The following is a 20186-nucleotide window of genomic DNA, read 5'->3' as shown; positions in this document are numbered from 1 at the left end:
GGTCGGGTCAACGAGCCGGCGTCGCCGCTAGAGCCGTCTGGCTCCACAGCGCACCGACCGAGTCGGACAGGTCGTGTTCGGAGGCCCACCCCAGGACCGAGGCCGCCCGGCCGACGTCGGCGCATGTCCAGCTCACGTCGCCGGAGCGGGGAGACGGTGGGCGGTCCTCCCGGATGCGGACCGAGCGGCCGGACACCGACACCAGCAGCTGGACCGCGTCGCGTACCGGCACCGCCCGGCCGCTCCCCACGTTGAGGACACGGGCCCGCGGCGCGGTGACAGTCACCGCCCGCCTGACCGCGGCGGCCACGTCCCGCACGTCAACGAAGTCCCGGTACGCGTCCAGCGGGCCGGTACGCAGGTCCTCGCCGGCCGTGAGGTGGGACAGCAGGGCGGCCACCCGGCCGAGCAGTGTCGTGCGGGGCATGCCGGGACCGACGGGGTTGAACACACGGAGCGCTACCGCGTCCACCCGGCCGGCCGCTGCCGCCAGCTCCATGAGCCGGGTCGCCGCCGCCTGGCTCACGCCGTAGGCACTGACCGGCGTCGCGGGACGGTCCTCGTCAGCCGGGACGCCGGACGGGACCGGACCGTACTCGGCGGCGGAGCCGAGACGGACCAGCCGCGCGCCGGGCACGGTGTCGGCGACCGCGTCCACGAGCTTGGCGGTTGTCAGCGTGTTCGCCCGGATCAGATCCTCGGCCGAGCCGCTCACCGCTCCGGCGCAACTGACCACCGCGTCCGGCCGGAGCGTGCCGAGCAACGCCCGCAGCGCCTCCGGCGTCGCGGCGACCAGGTCGCACTCGTCGCGTGACGGGCACACCAGGTCCGCCGTGGCGTCCAGTTCCCGGCGTACGTGAGCGCCGATGAAGCCGGAGGCGCCGAAGAGGAGGACACGCATCATGCCCCGGCCGGGGTGCCGGCGGGCAGGAGCAGGTCCCGGAGCTCGCCGAAGCACCGATTGGCCTCGTCGTAGTCCTCGGGGCGGCCGATGTCCAGCCAGTAGCCGTCGAACTCGTAGCCGGCCGGTGGTGCGCCCCGGCCCAGCAGGTCCAGCACCAGTTGGTCGAACCCGAACGGCTGCCCCACCGGGTAGTGGGCGATGGTGCTGCGGGAGAGCCCGTAGACGCCCATGCTCACCCGATAGTGCAGGACCGGCTTCTCGGAGAACGACGTGATCTTGTCGCCGGCCAGCTCCAGGACGCCGAAATCGATCTTGACGGTACGCCGGTAGGTGGCCACCGTCAGCGGCGCGCCCGAGCGCGCGTGGGTGCCCAGCAGGTCGGCGTAGTCGAGGTCGGTGAGCACGTCGCCGTTCATCACCAGGAAGTGCTCGGGCAGGCGGTCCCGGATGCCGAAGAGCGGGCCGATCGTCGACAGCGGCCGGTCCTCCTCGACGTAGTCGACGGTCAGCCCGAACCGGGAGCCGTCGCCGACGAACGCCCGGATCAGCGCGCCCAGGTGATTGATCGCCAGTGTGACGTGGGTGAAGCCGCGGTCGGCGAGCTGACGCAGGACGATCTCGAGGATCGCGTAGCTCTCACCGATGGGCACGAGCGGCTTGGGCAGCGTGGAGGTGTAGGGACGCAGCCGCACGCCCGCGCCGCCCGCCATGATCACGACATGCATCGACTCTCCACTCGTCCCCCCGCCCTACCTCGCGTCCAACGAGCCGGACCGGCACGGGGGTACGGAAATCACCTGTTCGGGGCACTGTCCCGGCTTCACGGCTCCTGGTAAGCCCGGCGGGCGGCACGCCGCTGTGGTGAGCTGTAGCGGTGGCGGGCGATGTGCTGGGGCTGGTGCTGCACCCCAACCGGGACGTCTCCGAGGTGGTCGGGATCATCGCGGAGTGGGCGGCCCGGCACCGCATCACGCTCGCGGTACGCACCGAGGACCGGGCGCGCGTACCCGCCTCGGTCGAGGCGGTCGCCGCGGACGAGCTGGCCGGGCGCTGCGCCGCGCTGATCAGCATCGGCGGCGACGGGACCATGCTGGGCGCGCTGCGGATGGCCGTCCACGACCCGAAGCCGGTGCTCGGCGTGCACCTGGGCCGGCTCGGCTTCCTGGTCGAGGTGGAACCGCCGGACCTGCCCCGGGCGCTGGAACGGCTGGTGGAACACGACTTCACCATCGAGTCGCACGCCTGCCTGGCCTGCGACGTCTGCGGCGACGACGTGGTGGCGTTCAACGACATCGCCCTGGTCCGGCAGCCCGGTGCCGGCTTCGTCACGGCCACCCTGGCGGTGGACGGCCAGCGGTACGGCTACTACCGGTGCGACGCGCTGGTGGTGAGCACGCCGACCGGCTCGACCGCGTACAGCTATGCCGCGGGCGGCCCGCTGATCTCACCGGCCACCGAGGCGATGGTGGTGACGCCGTCCGCGCCGATGGCCGGGATCTCCCGCTCGGTGCTGCTCTCCGCGCACGAGACGGTGCACCTGGAGCTGCGCGCGGACTCGGCGCCGGTGGCGGTGGAGATGGACGGGCTGCTGATCCGGCAGGCGGCGACGGAGGGTTCGGTGCACATCCGGTACGTCAAGGACGCCGGCCGGGTGGTCCGCCTCGACCCGCGCCGCTACCAGGAGCGCAACCAGCTCAAGCTGAGCCTGCTGGACCTGCCGCTGCTGCCGGACCAGTTGCGGGAGCTGTTGCCGGACGGGTTGCGGGAGCAGCTCAACCGCCGGGAGCTGCCCCCGCCCCGCTGAGCCGGGTCAGGCGGTGGCGAGCACGCCGTCGACCAGCGCCTTGGCCTCCTCCTGGATCCGGGCCAGGTGCTCCGGGCCCTGGAACGACTCGGCGTAGATCTTGTAGACGTCCTCGGTGCCGGACGGGCGGGCGGCGAACCAGCCCGACTCGGTGGTCACCTTGAGGCCGCCGATCGCCGCGCCGTTGCCGGGCGCGGTGGTCAGGATCGCGGTGATCGGCTCGCCGGCCAGCTCGGTGGCGGTGACCTGCTCCGGCGAGAGCTTCGCCAGGACCGCCTTCTCCTCCCGGCCGGCCGGGGCGTCGATCCGGGCGTACGCGGGCGCCCCGAAGCGGTCGGCCAGCTCGGCCCAGTGCTCGCTCGGCGTACGGCCGGTGGTGGCGATGATCTCGGCGGCGAGCAGGCAGAGCAGGATGCCGTCCTTGTCGGTGGTCCAGGTGCCGCCGTCGCGGCGCAGGAACGACGCGCCGGCGCTCTCCTCGCCGCCGAAGCCGACGGTGCCGTCGAGCAGGCCGGGCACGAACCACTTGAACCCGACCGGCACCTCCAGCAGCGGGCGGCCGAGGTCGGCCGCGACCCGGTCGATCATCGAGGAGGAGACGAGCGTCTTGCCCACCGCCGCGGCCGGGCCCCACTGCTCCCGGGTACGGAACAGGTGGCCGATCGCCACGGCCAGGTAGTGGTTGGGGTTCATCAGGCCGCCGTCGGGCGTGACGATGCCGTGCCGGTCGGCGTCGGCGTCGTTGCCGGTGGAGACCGCGTAGTCGTCGCGGGCGGCGATCAGCGACGCCATCGCGTTCGGCGACGAGCAGTCCATCCGGATCTTGCCGTCGCCGTCGAGCGTCATGAAGCGCCACGTCGGGTCCACGAGCGGGTTGATCACGGTGAGGTCGAGGCGGTGCCGTTCGGCGATCTCGCCCCAGTACGCCACGCTCGCCCCGCCCATCGGGTCCGCGCCGATGCGCACCCCGGCGTCGCGGATCGCGTCGATGTCCAGCGCGGCGGGCAGGTCGTCGACGTACCGGGCGAGGAAGTCGTACTCACCGGTGGTGGCGGCGGCGCGCGCCCGCGCGTACGGGATGCGTTTCACCTCCTTGAGCCCGGCGGCGAGGATGGCGTTCGCGCGGTCCTGGATCCACTTGGTGGCGTCGGTGTCGGCGGGCCCGCCGTGGGTGGGGTTGTACTTGAACCCGCCGTCGGACGGCGGGTTGTGCGACGGGGTGATCACGATGCCGTCGGCGAGGCCGCTGGTGCGCCCCCGGTTGTGGGTGAGGATGGCGTGCGAGACCGCCGGGGTCGGGGTGTAGCCGTCGCGGCTGTCGCGCAGCACCGTGACGTCGTTGGCGGCGAGCACCTCCAGCGCGTCGGCCTCGGCGGGCGCGGAGAGCGCGTGGGTGTCCCGGCCGAGGAACAGCGGCCCGTCCAGGCCCTGTTCGCGCCGGTAGTCGCAGAGCGCCTGGGTGACGGCCAGGATGTGGTCGGAGTTGAACGCGTTGCGCAGGCTGGAACCGCGGTGCCCGGAGGTGCCGAAGGAGACCTGCTGCGCCGGGTCGTCCGGGTCCGGGTGCTCGGCGTAGTAGGCGGTGACCAGCCGGGGCACGTCGACCAGGTCGGCGGGCTGTGCGGGCTGGCCGGCACGGGGGTGGGCCACTGCGGGATCCTCCTCGGTGATGCGGTGGGGACTGCTCAGGGCTCGACGCGCTGGCCCTTGCCGATGACGACGATGCCGTTGTCGGACACGGTGTAGCGCTGGCGGTCCTTCTCCAGGTCGACGCCGATCTCGGCGCCCTCCGGGACGTGGACGTTCTTGTCCAGGATCGCGCGCCGGACGACCGCGTGGCGGCCGATCTGGACACCCTCCATCAGCACGGCGCCGTCGACGTGCGCCCACGAGTGCACCTTCACCTTCGGCGCCACGATCGAGTTCTCCACCAGCGAGCCGGAGATCACCGAGCCGGGCGAGACCATCGAGCTGACCGCGCGGCCCACCCGCTCGCCCCAGGCGTGCACGAACTTGGCCGGCGGGTACGGCGGCTGCTCGGTGTAGATGGGCCACTCGAAGTTGTAGAGGTTGAACACCGGGTGCACGTTGATCAGGTCCATGTGCGCGTCGTAGAACGAGTCGAGCGTTCCCACGTCCCGCCAGTAGCCGCGGTCGCGGTCGGTGCTGCCGGGCACCTCGTTGTCCTTGAAGTCGTAGACGTTCGCCTCGCCGCGCTCGACGAGCATCGGGATGATGCTGCCGCCCATGTCGTGCTTGCTCGTCTTGTCCGCCGCGTCGCGCTCGACCGCCTCGCACAGCGCCCGGGTGGTGAACACGTAGTTGCCCATCGAGGCGTAGATCTCGTCCGGCGCGTCGGGCAGCCCGACCGCGTCGGTGGGCTTCTCCCGGAACGCGCGGATGCGCTTGCCGTCCTCGCCGACCTCGATCACGCCGAACTGGTCGGCCGTCGCGAGCGGCTGCCGGATGCCGGCCACCGTGACCCCGGCACCGGAGGCGATGTGGTCCTCGACCATCTGCCGGGGGTCCATCCGGTAGATGTGGTCGGCGCCGAAGACGATCACGTAGTCGGGCTGCTCGTCGTTGATCAGGTTGAAGCTCTGGTAGATCGCGTCGGCCGAGCCGGCGAACCACCACGGGCCGCGGCGCTGCTGCGCGGGCACCGGCGTGACGTAGTTGCCCAGCAGCGTCGACATCCGCCAGGTCTTGGTGATGTGGCGGTCCAGCGAGTGGGACTTGTACTGGGTCAGCACGACGATCTTGAGGAAGCCGGCGTTCGCCAGGTTGGACAGGACGAAGTCGACCATGCGGTACATCCCGCCGAAGGGGACGGCGGGCTTCGCCCGGTCGGTGGTCAGGGGCATCAGGCGCTTGCCCTCCCCGCCGGCCAGGACGATCGCGAGCACCTTGGCAGCCATGCTCAGACGCTAACCACCCCGAACCGACTTCACCACTCGGACGCCCACACTTGCGCACCCGGTGCGACGTGGCGCTCTGCACTAGGGTGCGGGCATGGCACCGATGCGCGTCGACCTGCTCACCCGCGAGTACCCGCCGGAGGTGTACGGCGGCGCCGGAGTGCACGTGGAATACCTCGCCCGCGAGCTGCGCCGGCTCGCCGACGTGCGGGTGCACTGCTTCGGCGCGCCCCGCGACGAGAAGGGCGTCACCGCGTACGCCGAGCCGGCCCCGCTCGCCGGCGCGAACGCCGCGCTGCGGGTCATGGGCGTCGACCTGGAGATGGCCGCCGGGACCGCCGGCACCGACGTGGTGCACAGCCACACCTGGTACGCCAACCTGGCCGGGCACACCGCGAAGCTGCTGCACGGGGTGCCGCACGTGGTGACGGCGCACAGCCTGGAGCCGCTGCGCCCGTGGAAGGCCGAGCAGCTCGGCGGCGGGTACGCGCTCTCCTCCTGGTGCGAGCGGACCGCGTTCGAGTCGGCCGACGCGATCATCGCGGTGAGCGCGGGCATGCGCCGCGACGTGCTCACCGCGTACCCGGCGGTGAACCCCGACCGGGTACGCGTGGTCTACAACGGCATCGACACCGCGCAGTACGCCCCGGACCCGGGCACCGACGTGCTCGACCGGCTCGGCATCGACCCGACCCGGCCCAGCGTGGTCTACGTCGGGCGGATCACCCGGCAGAAGGGCCTGCCGTACCTGCTGCGCGCGGCCCGGGAACTCCCCGCCGACACCCAGCTGGTGCTGCTGGCCGGCGCGCCCGACACCCCGGAGATCGCCGCCGAGGTCGAGGAACTGGCCGCCGAACTGCGGGCCACCCGGTCGGGGGTCGTCTGGGTGGCGGCGATGCTGCCCAAGCACGAGGTGATCCAGGTGCTCACCCACGCCACGGTCTTCGCCTGCCCGTCCGTCTACGAGCCGATGGGCATCGTCAACCTGGAGGCGATGGCCTGCGAGACCGCCGTGGTGGCCACCGCCACCGGCGGCATCCCGGAGGTCGTCGCCGACGGCGAGACCGGGCTGCTGGTGCCGATCGAGCAGGCCGGCGACGGCTCCGGCACGCCGCTGGACCCGGAGCGTTTCGTGGCCGACCTGGCCGCGCGGATCAACGAGCTGCTGGCCGACCCGGACCGGATCGCGGCGTTCGGCGCGGCGGGGCGGCGGCGCGCGGTGGAGCACTTCTCCTGGGACGCGATCGCCCGCCAGACGATCGAGGTGTACCGCTCGGTGGGCGTGTAAGGAGGGGCCCCTTCTTAACAGCCCGGTCACGGGGCGCCGCACAGCGTCCGCCCGGCGCGGTGCACGGTGGGTAGGTTCGCGAGGTGCCCGATGCGATATTCGCCCACCCTCGCCTCGCTCCCCTCTACGACGCGTTCGACGGCGACCGGGACGACCTGGACGCGTACCTCGCGATCGCCGACGAGCTGGACGCGCGTGTGGTGCTCGACCTCGGGTGCGGCACCGGGAACCTGGCCCTGCTGCTCGCCCGGCACGGCCGTACCGTCGTGGGCGTCGACCCGGCCGGGTCGTCCCTCGCCGTCGCCCGGTCGAAGGATCCGGAAGGCCGCATCCGCTGGATCCACGGCGACGCCACGACGCTGCCGCCGCTGCGCGCCGACCTGGCCACGATGACCGCGAACGTGGCGCAGGTCTTCCGCACCGACGACGACTGGACCCGGGCGCTGCGGGGCGTGCACGCCGCGCAGCGCCCCGGGGGCCACCTCGTGTTCGAGACCCGCCGCCCGGAGCGCCGCGCGTGGGAGGAGTGGGCGGACACCGCGCCGGTCACCCGCGACGTGCCGGGCGTCGGACGGGTGGAACGGCGCCTCGAGGTCACCGCGGTCGATCTGCCGCTCGTGTCCTTCCGGTACACGTACCGGTTCCGGCGCGACGGCACGGTCCTCACCTCGGACTCCACGCTGCGGTTCCGCGACCGGGACGAGGTCGAGTCGAGCCTGGCCGCCGCCGGTTACCGGGTGGACGACGTGCGGGAGGCGCCCGACCGCCCCGGCCGGGAGTTCATCTTCGTCGCCCAGCGGTCGACCTGAACGTCGCCGTCGGACGGGCCAGAGCGCCCGGAAGTCCGCCACCCGTTCGGTGGAACGCTATGGGTGCCTCAGCGCCCTTTTGACACCCATAGCGTTCCACTCACCGCAGCCCACGCTCGTCGGTGGAACGGCACGGGTGCCTCACCGGCACGGGCCTCGACGCCCTCGTGAGCGGGTTGAGGGCTGACGCGGAGTCGCCGAGCGCGAAAGGATCTCGCGCAGTAGGTTGAGCGGGTGACTGGACGGTTCCCGATCGAAGACGTCTCCCCCGTCGTCTCCTGCGGTCGCTACCCGGCCAAGGCGGTGGTAGGCGAGGTCGTGCCGGTGTCGGCGCGGGCCTATCGCGAGGGCCACGACGCGCTCGGGTGCAACGTGGTCTGGCTCGGCCCGGACGGCGCGGCCCGCCCGTTCACCCGGATGCGCCCGGGCGAGCCCGGCCAGGACCGCTGGCACGCCACCATCCGCCCGGACGCGGTGGGCCTGTGGCGCTTCGCCGTGGAGGCGTTCCAGGATCCGTACCTCACCTGGCAGAACGCGGTCACCAAGAAGATCGCCGCCGGCCAGGGCCCGGCCGAGCTGGCGAACGACCTGGCCGAGGGCGCCCGCGTGCTCACCGCCGCGCTCGACCTGGTGCCGAGAGCCGACCGTGATCGCGTACGCGAAGCCGTGCGGGCGCTGACCGACGACGACCTGGACCTGCCGCGGCGGGTGAGCGCGGCGCTGGACCTGGCCGACCTGCTCTGGGAGCACCCGGTCCGCGAGCTGGTCACCACCGGCGAGGAGCGCACGCTGTGGGTGGACCGGCCCCGGGCGCTCTTCTCCGCCTGGTACGAGTTCTTCCCCCGCTCCGAGGGCGCGATCCCGGCCACCGTCGACGCGCCGGCCCGTTCCGGCACGTTCGCCACCGCGATCCAGCGGCTGCCGGGCGTCGCGGCGATGGGTTTCGACGTGCTCTACCTGCCGCCGATCCACCCGATCGGCCGGGTCGGCCGCAAGGGCCGCAACAACGCGCTCACCGCCGGGCCCGACGACGTGGGCTCGCCGTGGGCGATCGGCGCGGCCGAGGGCGGCCACGACGCCATCCATCCCGACCTGGGTACGCCGGAGGACTTCCGCGACTTCGTCGCCGCCGCCGCCGAGCAGGGGCTGGAGGTGGCGATGGACCTGGCGTTGCAGTGCGCGCCGGATCACCCGTGGGTCACCGAGCACCCGGAGTGGTTCACCACCCGGGCCGACGGCAGCATCGCGTACGCGGAGAACCCACCCAAGAAGTACCAGGACATCTATCCGCTGAACTTCGACAACGACCCCGAGGGCATCCGGGCCGAGATGCTGCGGGTGGTGCTGCACTGGGTCGGCGAGGGCATCCGGATCTTCCGGGTCGACAACCCGCACACCAAGCCGTTCGACTTCTGGCACTGGCTGATCGCCGAGGTCAAGAAGGTCGACCCGGACGTGCTGTTCCTGGCCGAGGCGTTCACCCGGCCGGCGATCATGCACGGGCTCGGCAAGGTCGGCTTCACCCAGTCGTACACCTATTTCACCTGGCGCACGACGGCGGCCGAGATGCGGGAGTACTGCGAGGAACTGGTCGCCTCGGCCGACTGGATGCGGCCGAACTTCTGGCCCAACACGCCTGACATCCTGCACTCGTCGTTGCAGCACGGCGGCCCGCCGATGTTCAAGATCCGGGCGGTGCTGGCGGCGCTGCTGTCCCCCTCGTGGGGCATGTACGCGGGGTTCGAGCTGTTCGAGCACGTGGCCCGCCCCGGCGCGGAGGAGTACCTCGACAACGAGAAGTACGAGCTGCGACCCCGGGACTGGGACGCCGCGCTGGCGCAGGGCCGGTCGCTGGCGCCGTTCATCACCACGCTGAACCGGGTACGCCGGGACAACCCCGCCCTGCACCGGCTGCGCAACCTGCGGTTCCACGACATCGACAACCCGGCGCTGCTGTGCTGGTCGAAGCACGACCCGGCGACCGGCAACACGGTGATCGTGGTCTGCTCGTTCGACTCCCGCGAGGTGCAGTGGGGCAACACCACACTCGACATGCCGGCGCTCGGGATGGACTGGCACGAGCGGTTCGCCGTGCGCGACGAGCTGACCGGCGCCGAGTACGACTGGGGGCAGCGCAACGCGGTACGCCTCGACCCGTACCTGCAACCGGCGCACGTGCTCACCGTCCGCCGCCCGGCCGCACCGGAGGCCGTCGCCGAACCGGAGCACCCGGCCGCGCCCGACCTCACAGTGGAAGACGTACCCGCCGACCTCTCCGGCGGCACCGCCCCGACCGCACCGGCCGACAAGGACGACGCCCGATGGACCAGCTGATCACCGGCGAGGTACACGATCCGCACGCCGTGCTCGGCGCACATCCGGCCGACGGGAGCACCACGATCCGGACGCTGCGCCGGGGTGCGGGCGAGGTGACGGTGCTCGCCGACGGCGAACGGCACCCGATGAAGCGGGTGCACGACGCCGGTGTCTTCGAGGCGGTGCTCCCCGGGGAGGTGCTCGACTACCGGGTCGAGGTGGACGGCACGACGCTCGACGACCCGTACCGTTATCCGCCCACGCTCGGCGACCTGGACCTGCACCTGATCGGCGAGGGCCGGCACGAGCGGCTCTGGGCGGCGCTCGGCGCGCGGGTCTTCGACGAGGGCGTCGCGTTCACCGTCTGGGCGCCGAACGCCCGTGCCGTGCGGCTGGTCGGCGACGTGACCGGCTGGGCGCCGGACGACGGGTGGCCGATGCGGTCGCTCGGGTCCAGCGGCGTGTGGGAGATCTTCGTGCCGGGACTGCCGGTGGGCAGCCGCTACAAGTACCGCGTCCTGGGCGCGGACGGCCGGTGGCGGGACAAGGCCGACCCGATGGCCGCGCGCACCGAGGTGCCGCCGGCCACCGCGTCGGTGGTGCACGAGTCACGGTACGAGTGGGGCGACGCGGACTGGCTCGCACGCCGGTCCCGGCAGGCGCCGCACCAGGAGCCGATGAGCGTGTACGAGGTGCACCTGGGCTCCTGGCGGCCCGGCCTCGGCTATCGGGAGCTGGCCGAGCAGCTCACCGCGTACGTGGTCGAGATGGGCTTCACCCACGTGGAGTTCCTGCCGGTGATGGAGCACCCGTTCGGCGGCTCGTGGGGCTACCAGGTCACCGGCTACTACGCGCCCACCGCCCGGTTCGGCGACCCGGACGACTTCCGCCACCTGGTGGACCGGCTGCACGCGGCGGGCATCGGCGTGCTCCTGGACTGGGTGCCGGCGCACTTCCCCAAGGACGAGTGGGCGCTTGCGCGTTTCGACGGCACCCCGCTGTACGAGCACCCCGATCCGCGTCGCGGCGAGCACCCCGACTGGGGCACGTACGTCTTCGACTTCGGCCGCAACGAGGTGCGCAACTTCCTGGTCGCCAACGCGCTGTACTGGCTGGACGAGTTCCACATCGACGGGCTGCGCGTGGACGCGGTCGCCTCGATGCTCTACCTGGACTACTCCCGGTCCGACGGGCAGTGGGCGCCGAACGTGCACGGCGGCCGGGAGAACCTGGAGGCGATCGCGTTCCTCCAGGAGGTCAACGCCACCGTCTACCGGCACCACCCCGGCGTGCTGATGATCGCCGAGGAGTCCACCGCCTGGCCCGGCGTCACCAAGCCGACCTCCGACGGCGGGCTCGGGTTCGGGTTCAAGTGGAACATGGGCTGGATGCACGACACCCTGCTCTACACCTCGAAGGACCCGATCTACCGGCAGCACCACCACCATCAGCTCACGTTCTCCCTGGCGTACGCGTGGAGCGAGAACTACGTGCTGCCGATCAGCCACGACGAGGTGGTGCACGGCAAGGGCTCGCTCGCGGGCAAGATGCCCGGCGACACCTGGCAGCGGCTGGCCACCACACGGGCGCTGCTGGCGTACATGTGGGCGCACCCGGGCAAGCAGCTGCTCTTCATGGGCTGCGAGCTGGCCGACGACCGGGAGTGGAGCGAGGAGCGCGGCCTCGACTGGTACCTCACCCACGATCCGGCCCGCGCCGGTGTGCAACGGATGGTCGCGGACCTGAACCGGGTCTACCGGGAGACCCCGGCGCTCTGGGCGCAGGACACCGACCCGGCCGGCTTCCGCTGGATCGCCGGGGACGACGTCGCCAACAACACGGTGTCGTTCATCCGGATCGCCCCGGACGGGCAGACGCTGGTGTGCGTGGCGAACTTCTCCGCGGCCCCGCTGGAGGACTACCGGATCGGCCTGCCGGCGGCCGGTACGTGGGCCGAGGCGCTGAACACCGACGCCCACCACTACGGCGGTTCCGGCGTGGGCAACCTGGGCGAGGTGCACGCGGAGAACGTGCCGTGGCACGGCCTGCCGGCGTCGGTGTCCCTGCGCATCCCCCCGCTGGGCGTCCTCTGGCTCTCACCCCGTTGATCATGAGGTTGGCGGCACTTCTGGAGATCCACAAGGCCGTCAACTTCATGATCGACGGGGAGAGAAAGAGGGGGACGATCAGACCAGGTCGGCTTCTCGGAGGAGCTTCCAGAGGCCGGCTCCGTCGGGGGCGCTGAGCCACTTCTGGCCTATCGGGCCCGATGACGAACGGCCCGCCGGTGCCGGCAGGCTGCCTGCCAGCACCGACTGGGTCGGCGACAGCTGCCGGATCGCCACCCCGGCGACGTGGTCCGGGTGCGCGGCGGCGAACTCGCGGTAGATCTCCGGGTCGTGCTGCCCGTCGTCGCCGATCAGCAGCCACCGCACCTCGGGGAACTCCCGGGACAGCCGGGCCAGCGTGGCCCGCTTGTGTTCCCGGCCGCTGCGGAACCACCTGTCGGCGGTCGGCCCCCAGTCGGTGAGCAGCAGTGGCCCCGCCGGGTAGAGGTGCCGGGACAGGAACCGGGTGAGCGTCGGCGCGACGTTCCAGGCGCCGGTGGACAGGTAGAAGACCGGCGCGCCCGGGTGGGCGGTGGCCAGCCGCTCGTAGAGCACCGCCATGCCCGGCACGGCAGTACGGGCGTGCTCGTCCAGCACGAACGTGTTCCACGCGGCGAGCAGCGGCCGGGGCAGCGCGGTCACCATGACCGTGTCGTCGATGTCGGAGAGGATGCCGAAGCGGACGGCCGGGTCGAGGACGCGTACCAGCGCCTCCACCGGCTCGGCGTCGGCGACGCTGAGGCGTACGCAACCCCAGCCCGGGGTGAAGTCGGCCTCGATCACGGTGTCGACGAAGCCGCTGCGGTCGGCGGTCACCTCCTGGCGCACGCCGTCGACCTCGATGGTCACCTTGACGTGCTTGGCGGGCAGCGTGGCGAAGCTGCGCCAGCCGCGCACCTTGTCCAGCCGGCCCCGCCGCCGCGTGTCCGGGCGGCCCAGCAGCACCCGGCAGAGCACGCGCGCCCATCCCGGGGCGCCGTAGCCCGCGTACGCGATGATGTTGGGCTGCCACCCGGTGCGCCGCAACCGGCGCTCCACCAGGCCGTGCACGGCGTCCTCGAAGCGCGCGGCGCGGTGCAGTTGCGGAACGGCCAGCTGGTCCGGTGGTGTGGGCGGCACACGGCAACAGTGCCACAACCGGAGCGGCCGGGCCACGCGAGTGATCCACGCCGATCCACCCCGGCGCCGGACGCCGCCGTGACAGACTGCGGTCGGGACGACGACGGGGGCGTTGGTCGTGTCGACGACGAAGCGGGACCGGGTACGGCCGCGTCCGGACGCGCCGGCGCTGGTGGCACTGCTGCTCGGTGTCGCGGGGGTCGGCTACCGGCTGGCGCTGACGCTGCTCACGGTGCCCGCGTCGAACAGCGACGAGGCCACGTTCGGCCTGGTCGCGCTGCACATCGCCGAGCGCGGTGAACGGCCGGTCTTCCTGTACGGCCAGCGCTACATGGGGGTGCTGGAGTCGTACCTGGCCGCGCCGCTGGTCGGCTGGGCCGGGCCGAGCTGGCCGATGCTGCGGCTGCCGCTGCTCGCGCTCTTCGCGGCCTTCCTGTGGCTGGCGTACCGGCTGACCCGCCGCCTGTTCTCCCCCTGGCTCGCAGTGGTCGTGGTGGGCCTGCTGGCGCTCGGCTCGGAGCGGGTGGTCCGCGACCAGCTCACGGTGGTCGGCGGCCGTCCGGAGGTCAAGCCGGCGGTGCTGGCGATGCTGCTGATCGCGATGGCCCTCGGCGACCGGCGGGTCCGGCACCACTGGCTGGCCACGGGCGCGTTCGGGCTGCTCGCCGGGCTGTCGCTGTGGTCGGACTGGCTGATCGCGCCGTACCTGCTGGTGGCCGCCGTGGTGCTCGCGGTGGCGGTGCCCCGGGATCTGATCGGCTGGCCGGGTGTGCTGCTGGTGGTGGGCTTCCTGGCCGGGATCGCCCCGGTGGTCAAGGACAACCTCGTCGCGCCGCCCGGGCAGGACTCGCTGTCGGTGTTCCGGGAGATCAGCACCAAGGAGGGGGTCGCGCCGTCGCTCGCCGAACGGCTGCGCGGCGGACTGCTGGAGGGGGTGCCGCTGGCCTCCGGCATGTGCCCGATGGACGGCTGCGCGCGCTGGGCGCAGTGGTTCGGCGTGCTCTATCCGGTGCTGCTGGTGGCCGCCGCCGGGCTCGGGCTGCTCGCGTACCGCCGGGCCGCCGACCACGCCGCGCGGGTCCGGGCCGTGGCGATCCTCGCGCTCGTCGCGGGCGCGGCGTTGACACTTCTGGCGTACGTGCGCAGCCCGCTCGCCGCGACCGACCCGCTCGGCAACGCCCGCTACCTGTCGGTGCTGCAGATCTCGCTGCCGGCCGTGCTGTGGCCGCTCTGGTTGGCCGCCGCGCATGCGCTGCGGGCCACGTCCGGCCGGGCGGCCCGGCTCGGCGGCGCCACGGCGGCGGTGGTGCTGGCCGCGCTGACCGCCGCCACGCTGGCCGGCACCGTGGCGTTCCTGGCCGGAGTGCCGGGCGTACGGGACGAGGAGCGAACCGCCCGCCGGCTGGCGGACGCGGTGCGGGGCGCCGGTCTGCACGAGGTGTACGGGGACTACTGGACGTGCAACCGGCTGATCTTCAACACGGGCGAGACGGTCGCCTGCGGTGTGCTCGACGGCGCGCTGACGCCCGGGCAGAACCGCTACCCGGCGTACTGGCAGCGGGTGGCGCGCGCTGCGCGGCCCGGATACGTGGTGGAGGCCGGCTCCCCGGCCGAGCGCACGCTGCGGCGGCTGCTGGGTGACCGCGCCGACGCGGCGGTGGTGGCCGAGGTGGGCGGCAGTCGCGTGTACCACCCCGAGCGTGCCGTCCGGCCGTGGCGCTGACCCCGGCCCGTACGCTGTGCCGGTGCTCATCCTGCTGCCCCCGTCGGAGGGGAAGGCCGAGGCCGGCACCGGCCGCCGGCTGGACCTGTCCCGGCTGTCCCTGACCGAGCTGAACCCGGCCCGGGAGGCGGTCCTGACCGCGCTGGCCGACCTGTGCGCCGGGCCGGACGAGACGGCGGCCCGGATCGCGCTGGGCCTCACCGAGGGGCAGCGCGGCGAACTGCGGCGCAACGCCCGGCTGCAGGAGGCGGCGACCGCGCCCGCCGGGCGGCTCTACACCGGCGTGCTCTACGAGGCGCTCGGCCTGGACACGCTGCCCCCCGACGCGCAGCGCGCCGCCCGCCGCCAGGTGCTGATCAGCTCCGGCCTGTGGGGCGCGGTACGCCTCGCCGACCGGATCCCGCCGTACCGCTGCCCGATCGGGGCGCGGCTGCCGGGGCTCGGGGCGCTGTCGGCGTACTGGCGGGAGGCGCTCGGCCCGGTGCTGGAACCCGCCGCCGGGCGCGGCCCGGTGCTGGACCTGCGCTCCGGCGCGTACGCGGCCACCTGGACGCCGCGCGGGGCGCTCGCCGAACGCACCGTGACCGTGCGGGTGCTGCACGAGCGAATCGTGGACGGCACGCCGACCCGGTCGGTGGTGAGTCACTTCAACAAGGCGACGAAGGGCCGGCTGGTGCGAGACCTGCTGCTCGCCGACGCCCGGCCGCGCACCGCCGACGCGCTGGTGGGGGCGCTGCGGGAGCTGAAGTACACGGTCGAGGAGGCGCCCCGGGCGGCCGGGCGGCCCCGGCAGGTCGACCTGGTGGTCACCGAGCTCTGAGAGGCGGCCTTCCCGCAAATTTTGCTCAAGGCTCGGTCGCAGCGGTTCCGGGCCCGGCGCTCGGCGGCGACGGTAGAGGTACCCCGACTCTGACCGAGGAGCCGCGCCGATGCTCACCACGCTGCTCGACCGCCCGCGCCCGTCGCCGCCACTGGACTGGCTGACCCTGACCGACGCCTTCGAGATCGCCTGCATGGTGCGCTGCACGCCGCCTCCGGCCGCCGACGTACGCCGGCTCGACTCCGGACCGCACCGGGGCGGGATCGCCGAGTTCAACCGCGAGGACGCGGCGCAGCGGATGCGGCAGCTGCTGGGACGTCTCGACGTGCCTGTGGAGCACGAGCTGACCACCGGTGGCCTGCGGCGCCGCTACGAGCTGCACCGGCTGTCCGTGCCGCCGCAGCACCGGACGGCGTACGCGAATCTGCTGGCCGCGGGCTGGCGGCAGGGCCGCCGGGAGCTGCTCGGCGGGCCGTTCCCCGGCACCTCGGCGCCGCGCCGGCTGTGGCGGCCCCGGCTGGCGGCGGCGGCCTGGCGGGCGGCGCTGCTCGCCGGCGGCCGGCACGTCCGCCGGCACTGCCTCGGCATCCGGCTCGCCGACCGGGACCTGGCGGCGGTGCTGGTACGCGGCGCGGCGCTGCTGGACGTGCCGGCGGCGCTGCGGCCGGGCTCGGGCTGTTTCCTGGTGGTGGTGCCCAACGGCGAGTACCGGAACCGGATCACCGAGAGCGCGGAGCTGGCCCCGGCGAGCTGACCGGCCCGGCGCGGGCTTGCGCCGCGGCGGGTGCACGGCGCAGAGTGCAGCCCGTGAGCCGACACTGGCCTGTGCGCGCCGCCGCCCCGCTCGTGCTGGTGCTCCTGGTCGTCGCCGGGCTGGCCGGCTGCCGGGACGAGCCGTCCGAGCCGACCCGCATCCGCATCGCCACCGGCAGCCCGACCGCGGTCTACCACGCCTTCGGCCAGTCGCTCGCCGCCCTGCTCAACCGGGAGGTGCCCGGCGTCCGGGCCGAGGTCGTGGTCACCGCCGCCTCGGCGCAGAACGTCCGGCTGGTCGGCGCCGGGGAGGCGGAGCTGGGCTTCACCCAGGCCGACGTGCTGCCGCCGCGCGAGCCCGAGCATCCGTCGGTGCTCGCGGTGGCCCGGGTCTACGACGACCTGCTGCACCTGGTCACCCGCGCGGGCGGGCCGATCCGCACGCTCGGTGACCTGCGCGGCCGGCGGGTGTCGGTGGGTGCCGACGGCTCCGGCACGGAGATCACCGTCACCCGTCTGCTGACGGTGGCCCAGCTCGGCGGCGACCGGGTACGCCAGGAGCACCTTGGGCTGGACGACTCGGTGGCGGCCCTGCGGGAGGGGCGGATCGACGCGTTCTTCTTCTCCGGCGGACTGCCCGTGCGCGGCGTCGCCGAACTGGCCCAGCGGACCTCGCTGCGGATCGTGGACCTGGGCGACTGGACCGAGCCGCTGCGCCGGGCGTACGGGCAGGTCTACGTGACCCGGGACGTGCCGCGCTCGGTGTACCGGGCCGACCCGGTGAGCACTGTGGCGAACCCGAACTACCTGATCGTCCGCGCCGGCCTGCCCGCCGCGCTGGTGCGGGAGGTGACCCGGCTGCTGATGGACCGCCGGGAGGAACTGGCCGCCGCGCATCCGGCGGCGGGACGGATGAGTCCCCGGTCGGCGATCGTCACCACCCCGCTGCCGCTGCACCCCGGCGCGGCGCAGTGGTATCGCGCCGCGAAGCCCTGACGCCGGGTCAGCGCCGGACCGGCTCGTCGTCGTGCGGCCGGGCTGCCGGCAGCGTCCCGGCATCCGGCTCGTCGTTCCCGCCCGGATCGCCGGTCTCGCTCCGGCCACCGACACCGGTCAGGCCGTCGATGCCGCCCGGTACGTCGGCGGGCGCCGGGAACCACAGTTCGGCGACCAGGCCCCGGGGCTCGCCCTGGCGCATGGTGAGCCGGCCGTCGGAGGCGTCCACGAGCACCGCCGCGATGGTCAGCCCGAGGCCCGCGCCGTCCACGTTCTGCGCGTCCGGCGCCCGCCAGAACCGCTCGGTGGCCTGGTCGAGCTGACTCGCCGTCATGCCCGGGCCGGTGTCGCCGACGGTCAGCACCGTCCCGCCGTCGGCGGCGCGTACGGTCACCGTCACCTCTCCCTGCGCGCCGCTGAACTTCACCGCGTTGTCGATCAGGGCGTCGAGCGCCTGGTCGATGGCGGTCGGCACGGTCCGGGCGTACACCGGCGCCTCTCCCGCGTCGAGGCGGAGCGTGACCTCACGGTGCCGGGCCAGCGGCAGCCAGGCCGTCACCCGGGACGCGGCGGTGGCGGTGGCGTCCACGGTGATCCGCTGGTTCTCCTCCCGCTCGGCGCGGGCCAGGGTGAGCAGCGCGTCGAGCACCGTGGCGAGCCGGTCGGTCTCCTCCAGCGCGAGCCGGTGCTCGGCGCGCCCGTCCGGGTCGGTGAGGCTGGGGCCCAGTTCCTCCACCCGCAGCCGCAGCGCGGTGAGCGGGTTGCGGAGCTGGTGGCTGGCGTGCGCGACGAAGGCGCGTTGCCGGTCCATCACGTCGGAGACCGCCTCGGCCATGTCGTTGAAGCTGGTCGCCAGCCGGCGCAGCTCGGGCGGGCCCAGCCCGGCGCGGACCCGCGCGGCGCGGCGTCCCTCGGCGATCTCGTGGGTCACCGCGTCCAGCTCGGTGACCGGGCGCAGCACCCAGCCGGCCAGCCCGAACGCGGTCGAGACGCAGGCCAGCACCGCCAGCAGGCCGATGCCGGCGAGCAGCAGCCACCACACGGTGACCGTGCGGCGGACCCCGTCCGCCGGGCTGGTCGTGACCACGGCGCCGAGCACCTCGCCGCCGTCGTTGATCGGCACGGCCGTCACCACCGGCCCGCCGACCCACGGCCAGACCGACTCCGGGCCGCTGAACTGCTGCCCGGACAGCGCGGTGTCGAGCGCCGGGCCGGTGCCCGCGCCCGGCTCCCACCCGGACGAGGCAACGACGGTGCGGCGGTCCCGGTCCACGACCGCCGCGGCGATGCCGTAGAGCGCGTCGTAGGCGGCCAGTTCCCCGTCCAGCGGGCCCGGACTGCCACCCCGCAGCGCCGGCCCGGCCAGCGAGGCGAAGCGGGTGGCGTCGGCGAGGCGGTCGGCGCGTACCCGGTCGGTCTCCCGGGTCGCGAGCGTGGCCGCCAGCGGCGTCTCCAGGGCGAGCAGGACCAGCACCATCAGCAGCAGATAGCTGATCACCAGCCGGCGGCGCACGGGCCCCTCCTCACGCGTCGCGGAGCCGGTAGCCGACCCCGCGCACGGTCTCCACGAGCGTCGGGTCGCCGAGCTTGCCGCGCAGCGAACCGACGTGCACCTCGACGGTGTGGCGGTCGGCCCAGGTGGTGCCCCACACGTCGAGCAGGATCCGCTCGCGCGGCACCGCCACCCCCGGCTGGCGGGCCAGGGACAGCAGGATGTCGAACTCCTTGCGGGTGAGCGTGACGTCCCGGCCGGCCACGTTCACCGTCCGGCCGCCCACGTCGATGCGGACCGCGCCGGCCTCGATCAGGTTGCGCTGCGGCGCGGTGTGCGCGGCCCGGCGCAGCACCGCCTCGATCCGCGCCTGCAACTCCACCATCGAGAACGGTTTCACCACGTAGTCGTCGGCGCCCAGCCGCAGCCCCTGCACCCGGTCGCGTTCCTCGCCGCGCGCGGTCACCGCGATGATGCCGAGCCGGCTGCTGCGCCGCCGCAGCTCGCGGCACAGGTCGGTGCCGTCGCCGTCGGGCAGCCCCAGGTCGAGCAGCACCAGGTCGCAGGGGGCGGCGGAGAGCGCGGCGGCCACGGTCGCGGCGTGTTCCACCTGGTAGCCACGCCGGGTCAGCGCGGACGACAACGCCGCGGCGACCCGGCGGTCGTCCTCGACCAGGAGGATCCGCACCCGTGCCTCCCTCCGCTCGACGTGTTGCCCTGCGAATGGTGGCAGACGCGCCGCGCGGACGCGAGGCCGCTCTAGGCTGCTGCCGTGATCTACAAGATTCTCTCCGACGACGAGTGGGCGCAGGCGCGTGCGGACGGGCGGTTCGCCGGCACCGCGATGGACCGGCAGGACGGCTACGTCCACCTCTCCGCCGCCGACCAGGTGGTGGAGACCGCGCGGCGCTTCTTCGCCGGGGTCACCGGCCTGACGCTGCTCGCGGTGGACGAGTCCCGGCTCGGCGACGCGCTGCGCTGGGAGAGGTCACGCGGCGGCGTGCCGTTCCCGCACCTGTACGCGGCGCTGCCGGTGGACGCCGTGGTGGCCGCCCACGCGCTGCCGGCCGACCGGCCCGCCGCCGACGCGGTGGCCGAACTGCTCGCGTGAGCGCTCGTTATGCTGCGTCGAGCCC

At 73.6% G+C, this 20186-nt stretch carries 16 protein-coding genes and 1 pseudogene; 10 read left to right on the top strand and 7 right to left on the bottom strand.

Annotated features, from left to right (window positions below):
- Positions 1-7 precede the first annotated feature (7 nt).
- Together GA0070562_RS18785 and GA0070562_RS18780 are read right to left on the bottom strand one after the other, a co-directional pair.
- Positions 8-904 carry an NAD-dependent epimerase/dehydratase family protein gene (locus GA0070562_RS18785; protein WP_091423676.1) on the bottom strand — a complete coding sequence of 299 codons (897 nt, stop codon included), beginning with the start codon at positions 902-904 and terminating at the stop codon, positions 8-10.
- Positions 901-1629: a sugar phosphate nucleotidyltransferase gene (locus GA0070562_RS18780; RefSeq protein ID WP_091423673.1), complete on the bottom strand. Its 729-nt coding sequence runs from the start codon at positions 1627-1629 to the stop codon at positions 901-903. Before GA0070562_RS18780 ends, GA0070562_RS18785 begins: the two co-directional genes overlap by 4 nt.
- Before the next feature lie 149 nt (positions 1630-1778).
- Between GA0070562_RS18780 and GA0070562_RS18775 the strand changes: the two genes are divergently transcribed.
- Positions 1779-2708 carry an NAD(+)/NADH kinase gene (locus tag GA0070562_RS18775; RefSeq protein ID WP_091423669.1) on the top strand — a complete coding sequence of 310 codons (930 nt, stop codon included), beginning with the start codon at positions 1779-1781 and terminating at the stop codon, positions 2706-2708.
- Positions 2709-2714: 6 nt separating this feature from the next.
- Here GA0070562_RS18775 and pgm read toward each other — a convergent pair whose 3' ends face one another.
- The gene (gene pgm / locus GA0070562_RS18770; protein WP_091423665.1) at positions 2715-4358 is read right to left on the bottom strand and encodes a phosphoglucomutase (alpha-D-glucose-1,6-bisphosphate-dependent); all 1644 of its coding nucleotides are present in this window, start codon (positions 4356-4358) and stop codon (positions 2715-2717) included.
- 35 nt (positions 4359-4393) lie between these two features.
- Positions 4394-5626, bottom strand: a complete 1233-nt coding sequence (glgC, locus tag GA0070562_RS18765; protein ID WP_091423661.1) for a glucose-1-phosphate adenylyltransferase — start codon at positions 5624-5626, stop codon at positions 4394-4396.
- 94 nt (positions 5627-5720) lie between these two features.
- Here glgC and glgA point away from each other — a divergent pair, with 94 nt between their 5' ends.
- The 4 genes from glgA (at position 5721) to glgB (ending at position 12147) form a co-directional block, all read left to right on the top strand.
- Positions 5721-6914, top strand: a complete 1194-nt coding sequence (glgA, locus tag GA0070562_RS18760; RefSeq protein ID WP_091423656.1) for a glycogen synthase — start codon at positions 5721-5723, stop codon at positions 6912-6914.
- 83 nt (positions 6915-6997) lie between these two features.
- The gene (locus GA0070562_RS18755) at positions 6998-7723 is read left to right on the top strand and encodes a class I SAM-dependent methyltransferase (protein ID WP_091423652.1); all 726 of its coding nucleotides are present in this window, start codon (positions 6998-7000) and stop codon (positions 7721-7723) included.
- A gap of 234 nt (positions 7724-7957) precedes the next feature.
- On the top strand, positions 7958-10057 hold the full coding sequence (locus tag GA0070562_RS18750) for an alpha-1,4-glucan--maltose-1-phosphate maltosyltransferase (RefSeq protein WP_091423648.1): 2100 nt from the start codon (positions 7958-7960) through the stop codon (positions 10055-10057).
- Positions 10045-12147: a 1,4-alpha-glucan branching protein GlgB gene (gene glgB, locus GA0070562_RS18745; RefSeq protein ID WP_091423645.1), complete on the top strand. Its 2103-nt coding sequence runs from the start codon at positions 10045-10047 to the stop codon at positions 12145-12147. The genes GA0070562_RS18750 and glgB overlap by 13 nt, the downstream gene beginning before the upstream one ends.
- Positions 12148-12225: 78 nt before the next feature.
- On the opposite strand, the gene GA0070562_RS18740 is transcribed toward glgB, so the two are convergent.
- Positions 12226-13266, bottom strand: coding sequence for an App1 family protein (locus tag GA0070562_RS18740; protein WP_225853081.1), 1041 nt, complete (start codon positions 13264-13266; stop codon positions 12226-12228).
- A 118-nt stretch (positions 13267-13384) separates the two neighbouring features.
- On the opposite strand from GA0070562_RS18740, the gene GA0070562_RS18735 reads away from it, so the two are divergent.
- The 4 genes from GA0070562_RS18735 to GA0070562_RS18720 all read left to right on the top strand — a co-directional run bounded on the left by GA0070562_RS18735 (position 13385) and on the right by GA0070562_RS18720 (position 17558).
- On the top strand, positions 13385-14989 hold the full coding sequence (locus tag GA0070562_RS18735; RefSeq protein ID WP_091423640.1) for a hypothetical protein: 1605 nt from the start codon (positions 13385-13387) through the stop codon (positions 14987-14989).
- Between the two features lie 16 nt (positions 14990-15005).
- Positions 15006-15809 (top strand): peroxide stress protein YaaA, encoded by an 804-nt coding sequence (gene yaaA, locus GA0070562_RS18730; protein ID WP_091424520.1) that lies wholly within the window; start codon positions 15006-15008, stop codon positions 15807-15809.
- Between the two features lie 109 nt (positions 15810-15918).
- Positions 15919-16563 carry a hypothetical protein gene (locus tag GA0070562_RS18725; RefSeq protein WP_091423637.1) on the top strand — a complete coding sequence of 215 codons (645 nt, stop codon included), beginning with the start codon at positions 15919-15921 and terminating at the stop codon, positions 16561-16563.
- Between the two features lie 53 nt (positions 16564-16616).
- A complete protein-coding gene (locus GA0070562_RS18720) occupies positions 16617-17558 on the top strand; it encodes a TAXI family TRAP transporter solute-binding subunit (RefSeq protein WP_091424517.1) in 942 nt (313 codons plus the stop codon).
- Between the two features lie 136 nt (positions 17559-17694).
- Here GA0070562_RS18720 and GA0070562_RS18715 read toward each other — a convergent pair.
- Positions 17695-19071, bottom strand: a pseudogene (locus GA0070562_RS18715) (sensor histidine kinase); the annotation flags it as partial.
- 10 nt (positions 19072-19081) lie between these two features.
- On the bottom strand, positions 19082-19738 hold the full coding sequence (locus tag GA0070562_RS18710; protein ID WP_091423634.1) for a response regulator transcription factor: 657 nt from the start codon (positions 19736-19738) through the stop codon (positions 19082-19084).
- 84 nt (positions 19739-19822) lie between these two features.
- On the opposite strand from GA0070562_RS18710, the gene GA0070562_RS18705 reads away from it, so the two are divergent.
- The gene (locus tag GA0070562_RS18705; protein WP_091423632.1) at positions 19823-20161 is read left to right on the top strand and encodes a DUF952 domain-containing protein; all 339 of its coding nucleotides are present in this window, start codon (positions 19823-19825) and stop codon (positions 20159-20161) included.
- Positions 20162-20186 lie beyond the last annotated feature (25 nt).

The sequence above is a fragment of the Micromonospora tulbaghiae genome, from assembly GCF_900091605.1.
GTDB lineage: Bacteria > Actinomycetota > Actinomycetes > Mycobacteriales > Micromonosporaceae > Micromonospora > Micromonospora tulbaghiae.
The sequence above is the reverse complement of the archived record's forward strand: the minus strand, read 5'-3'. Positions and strand labels throughout refer to the sequence as shown.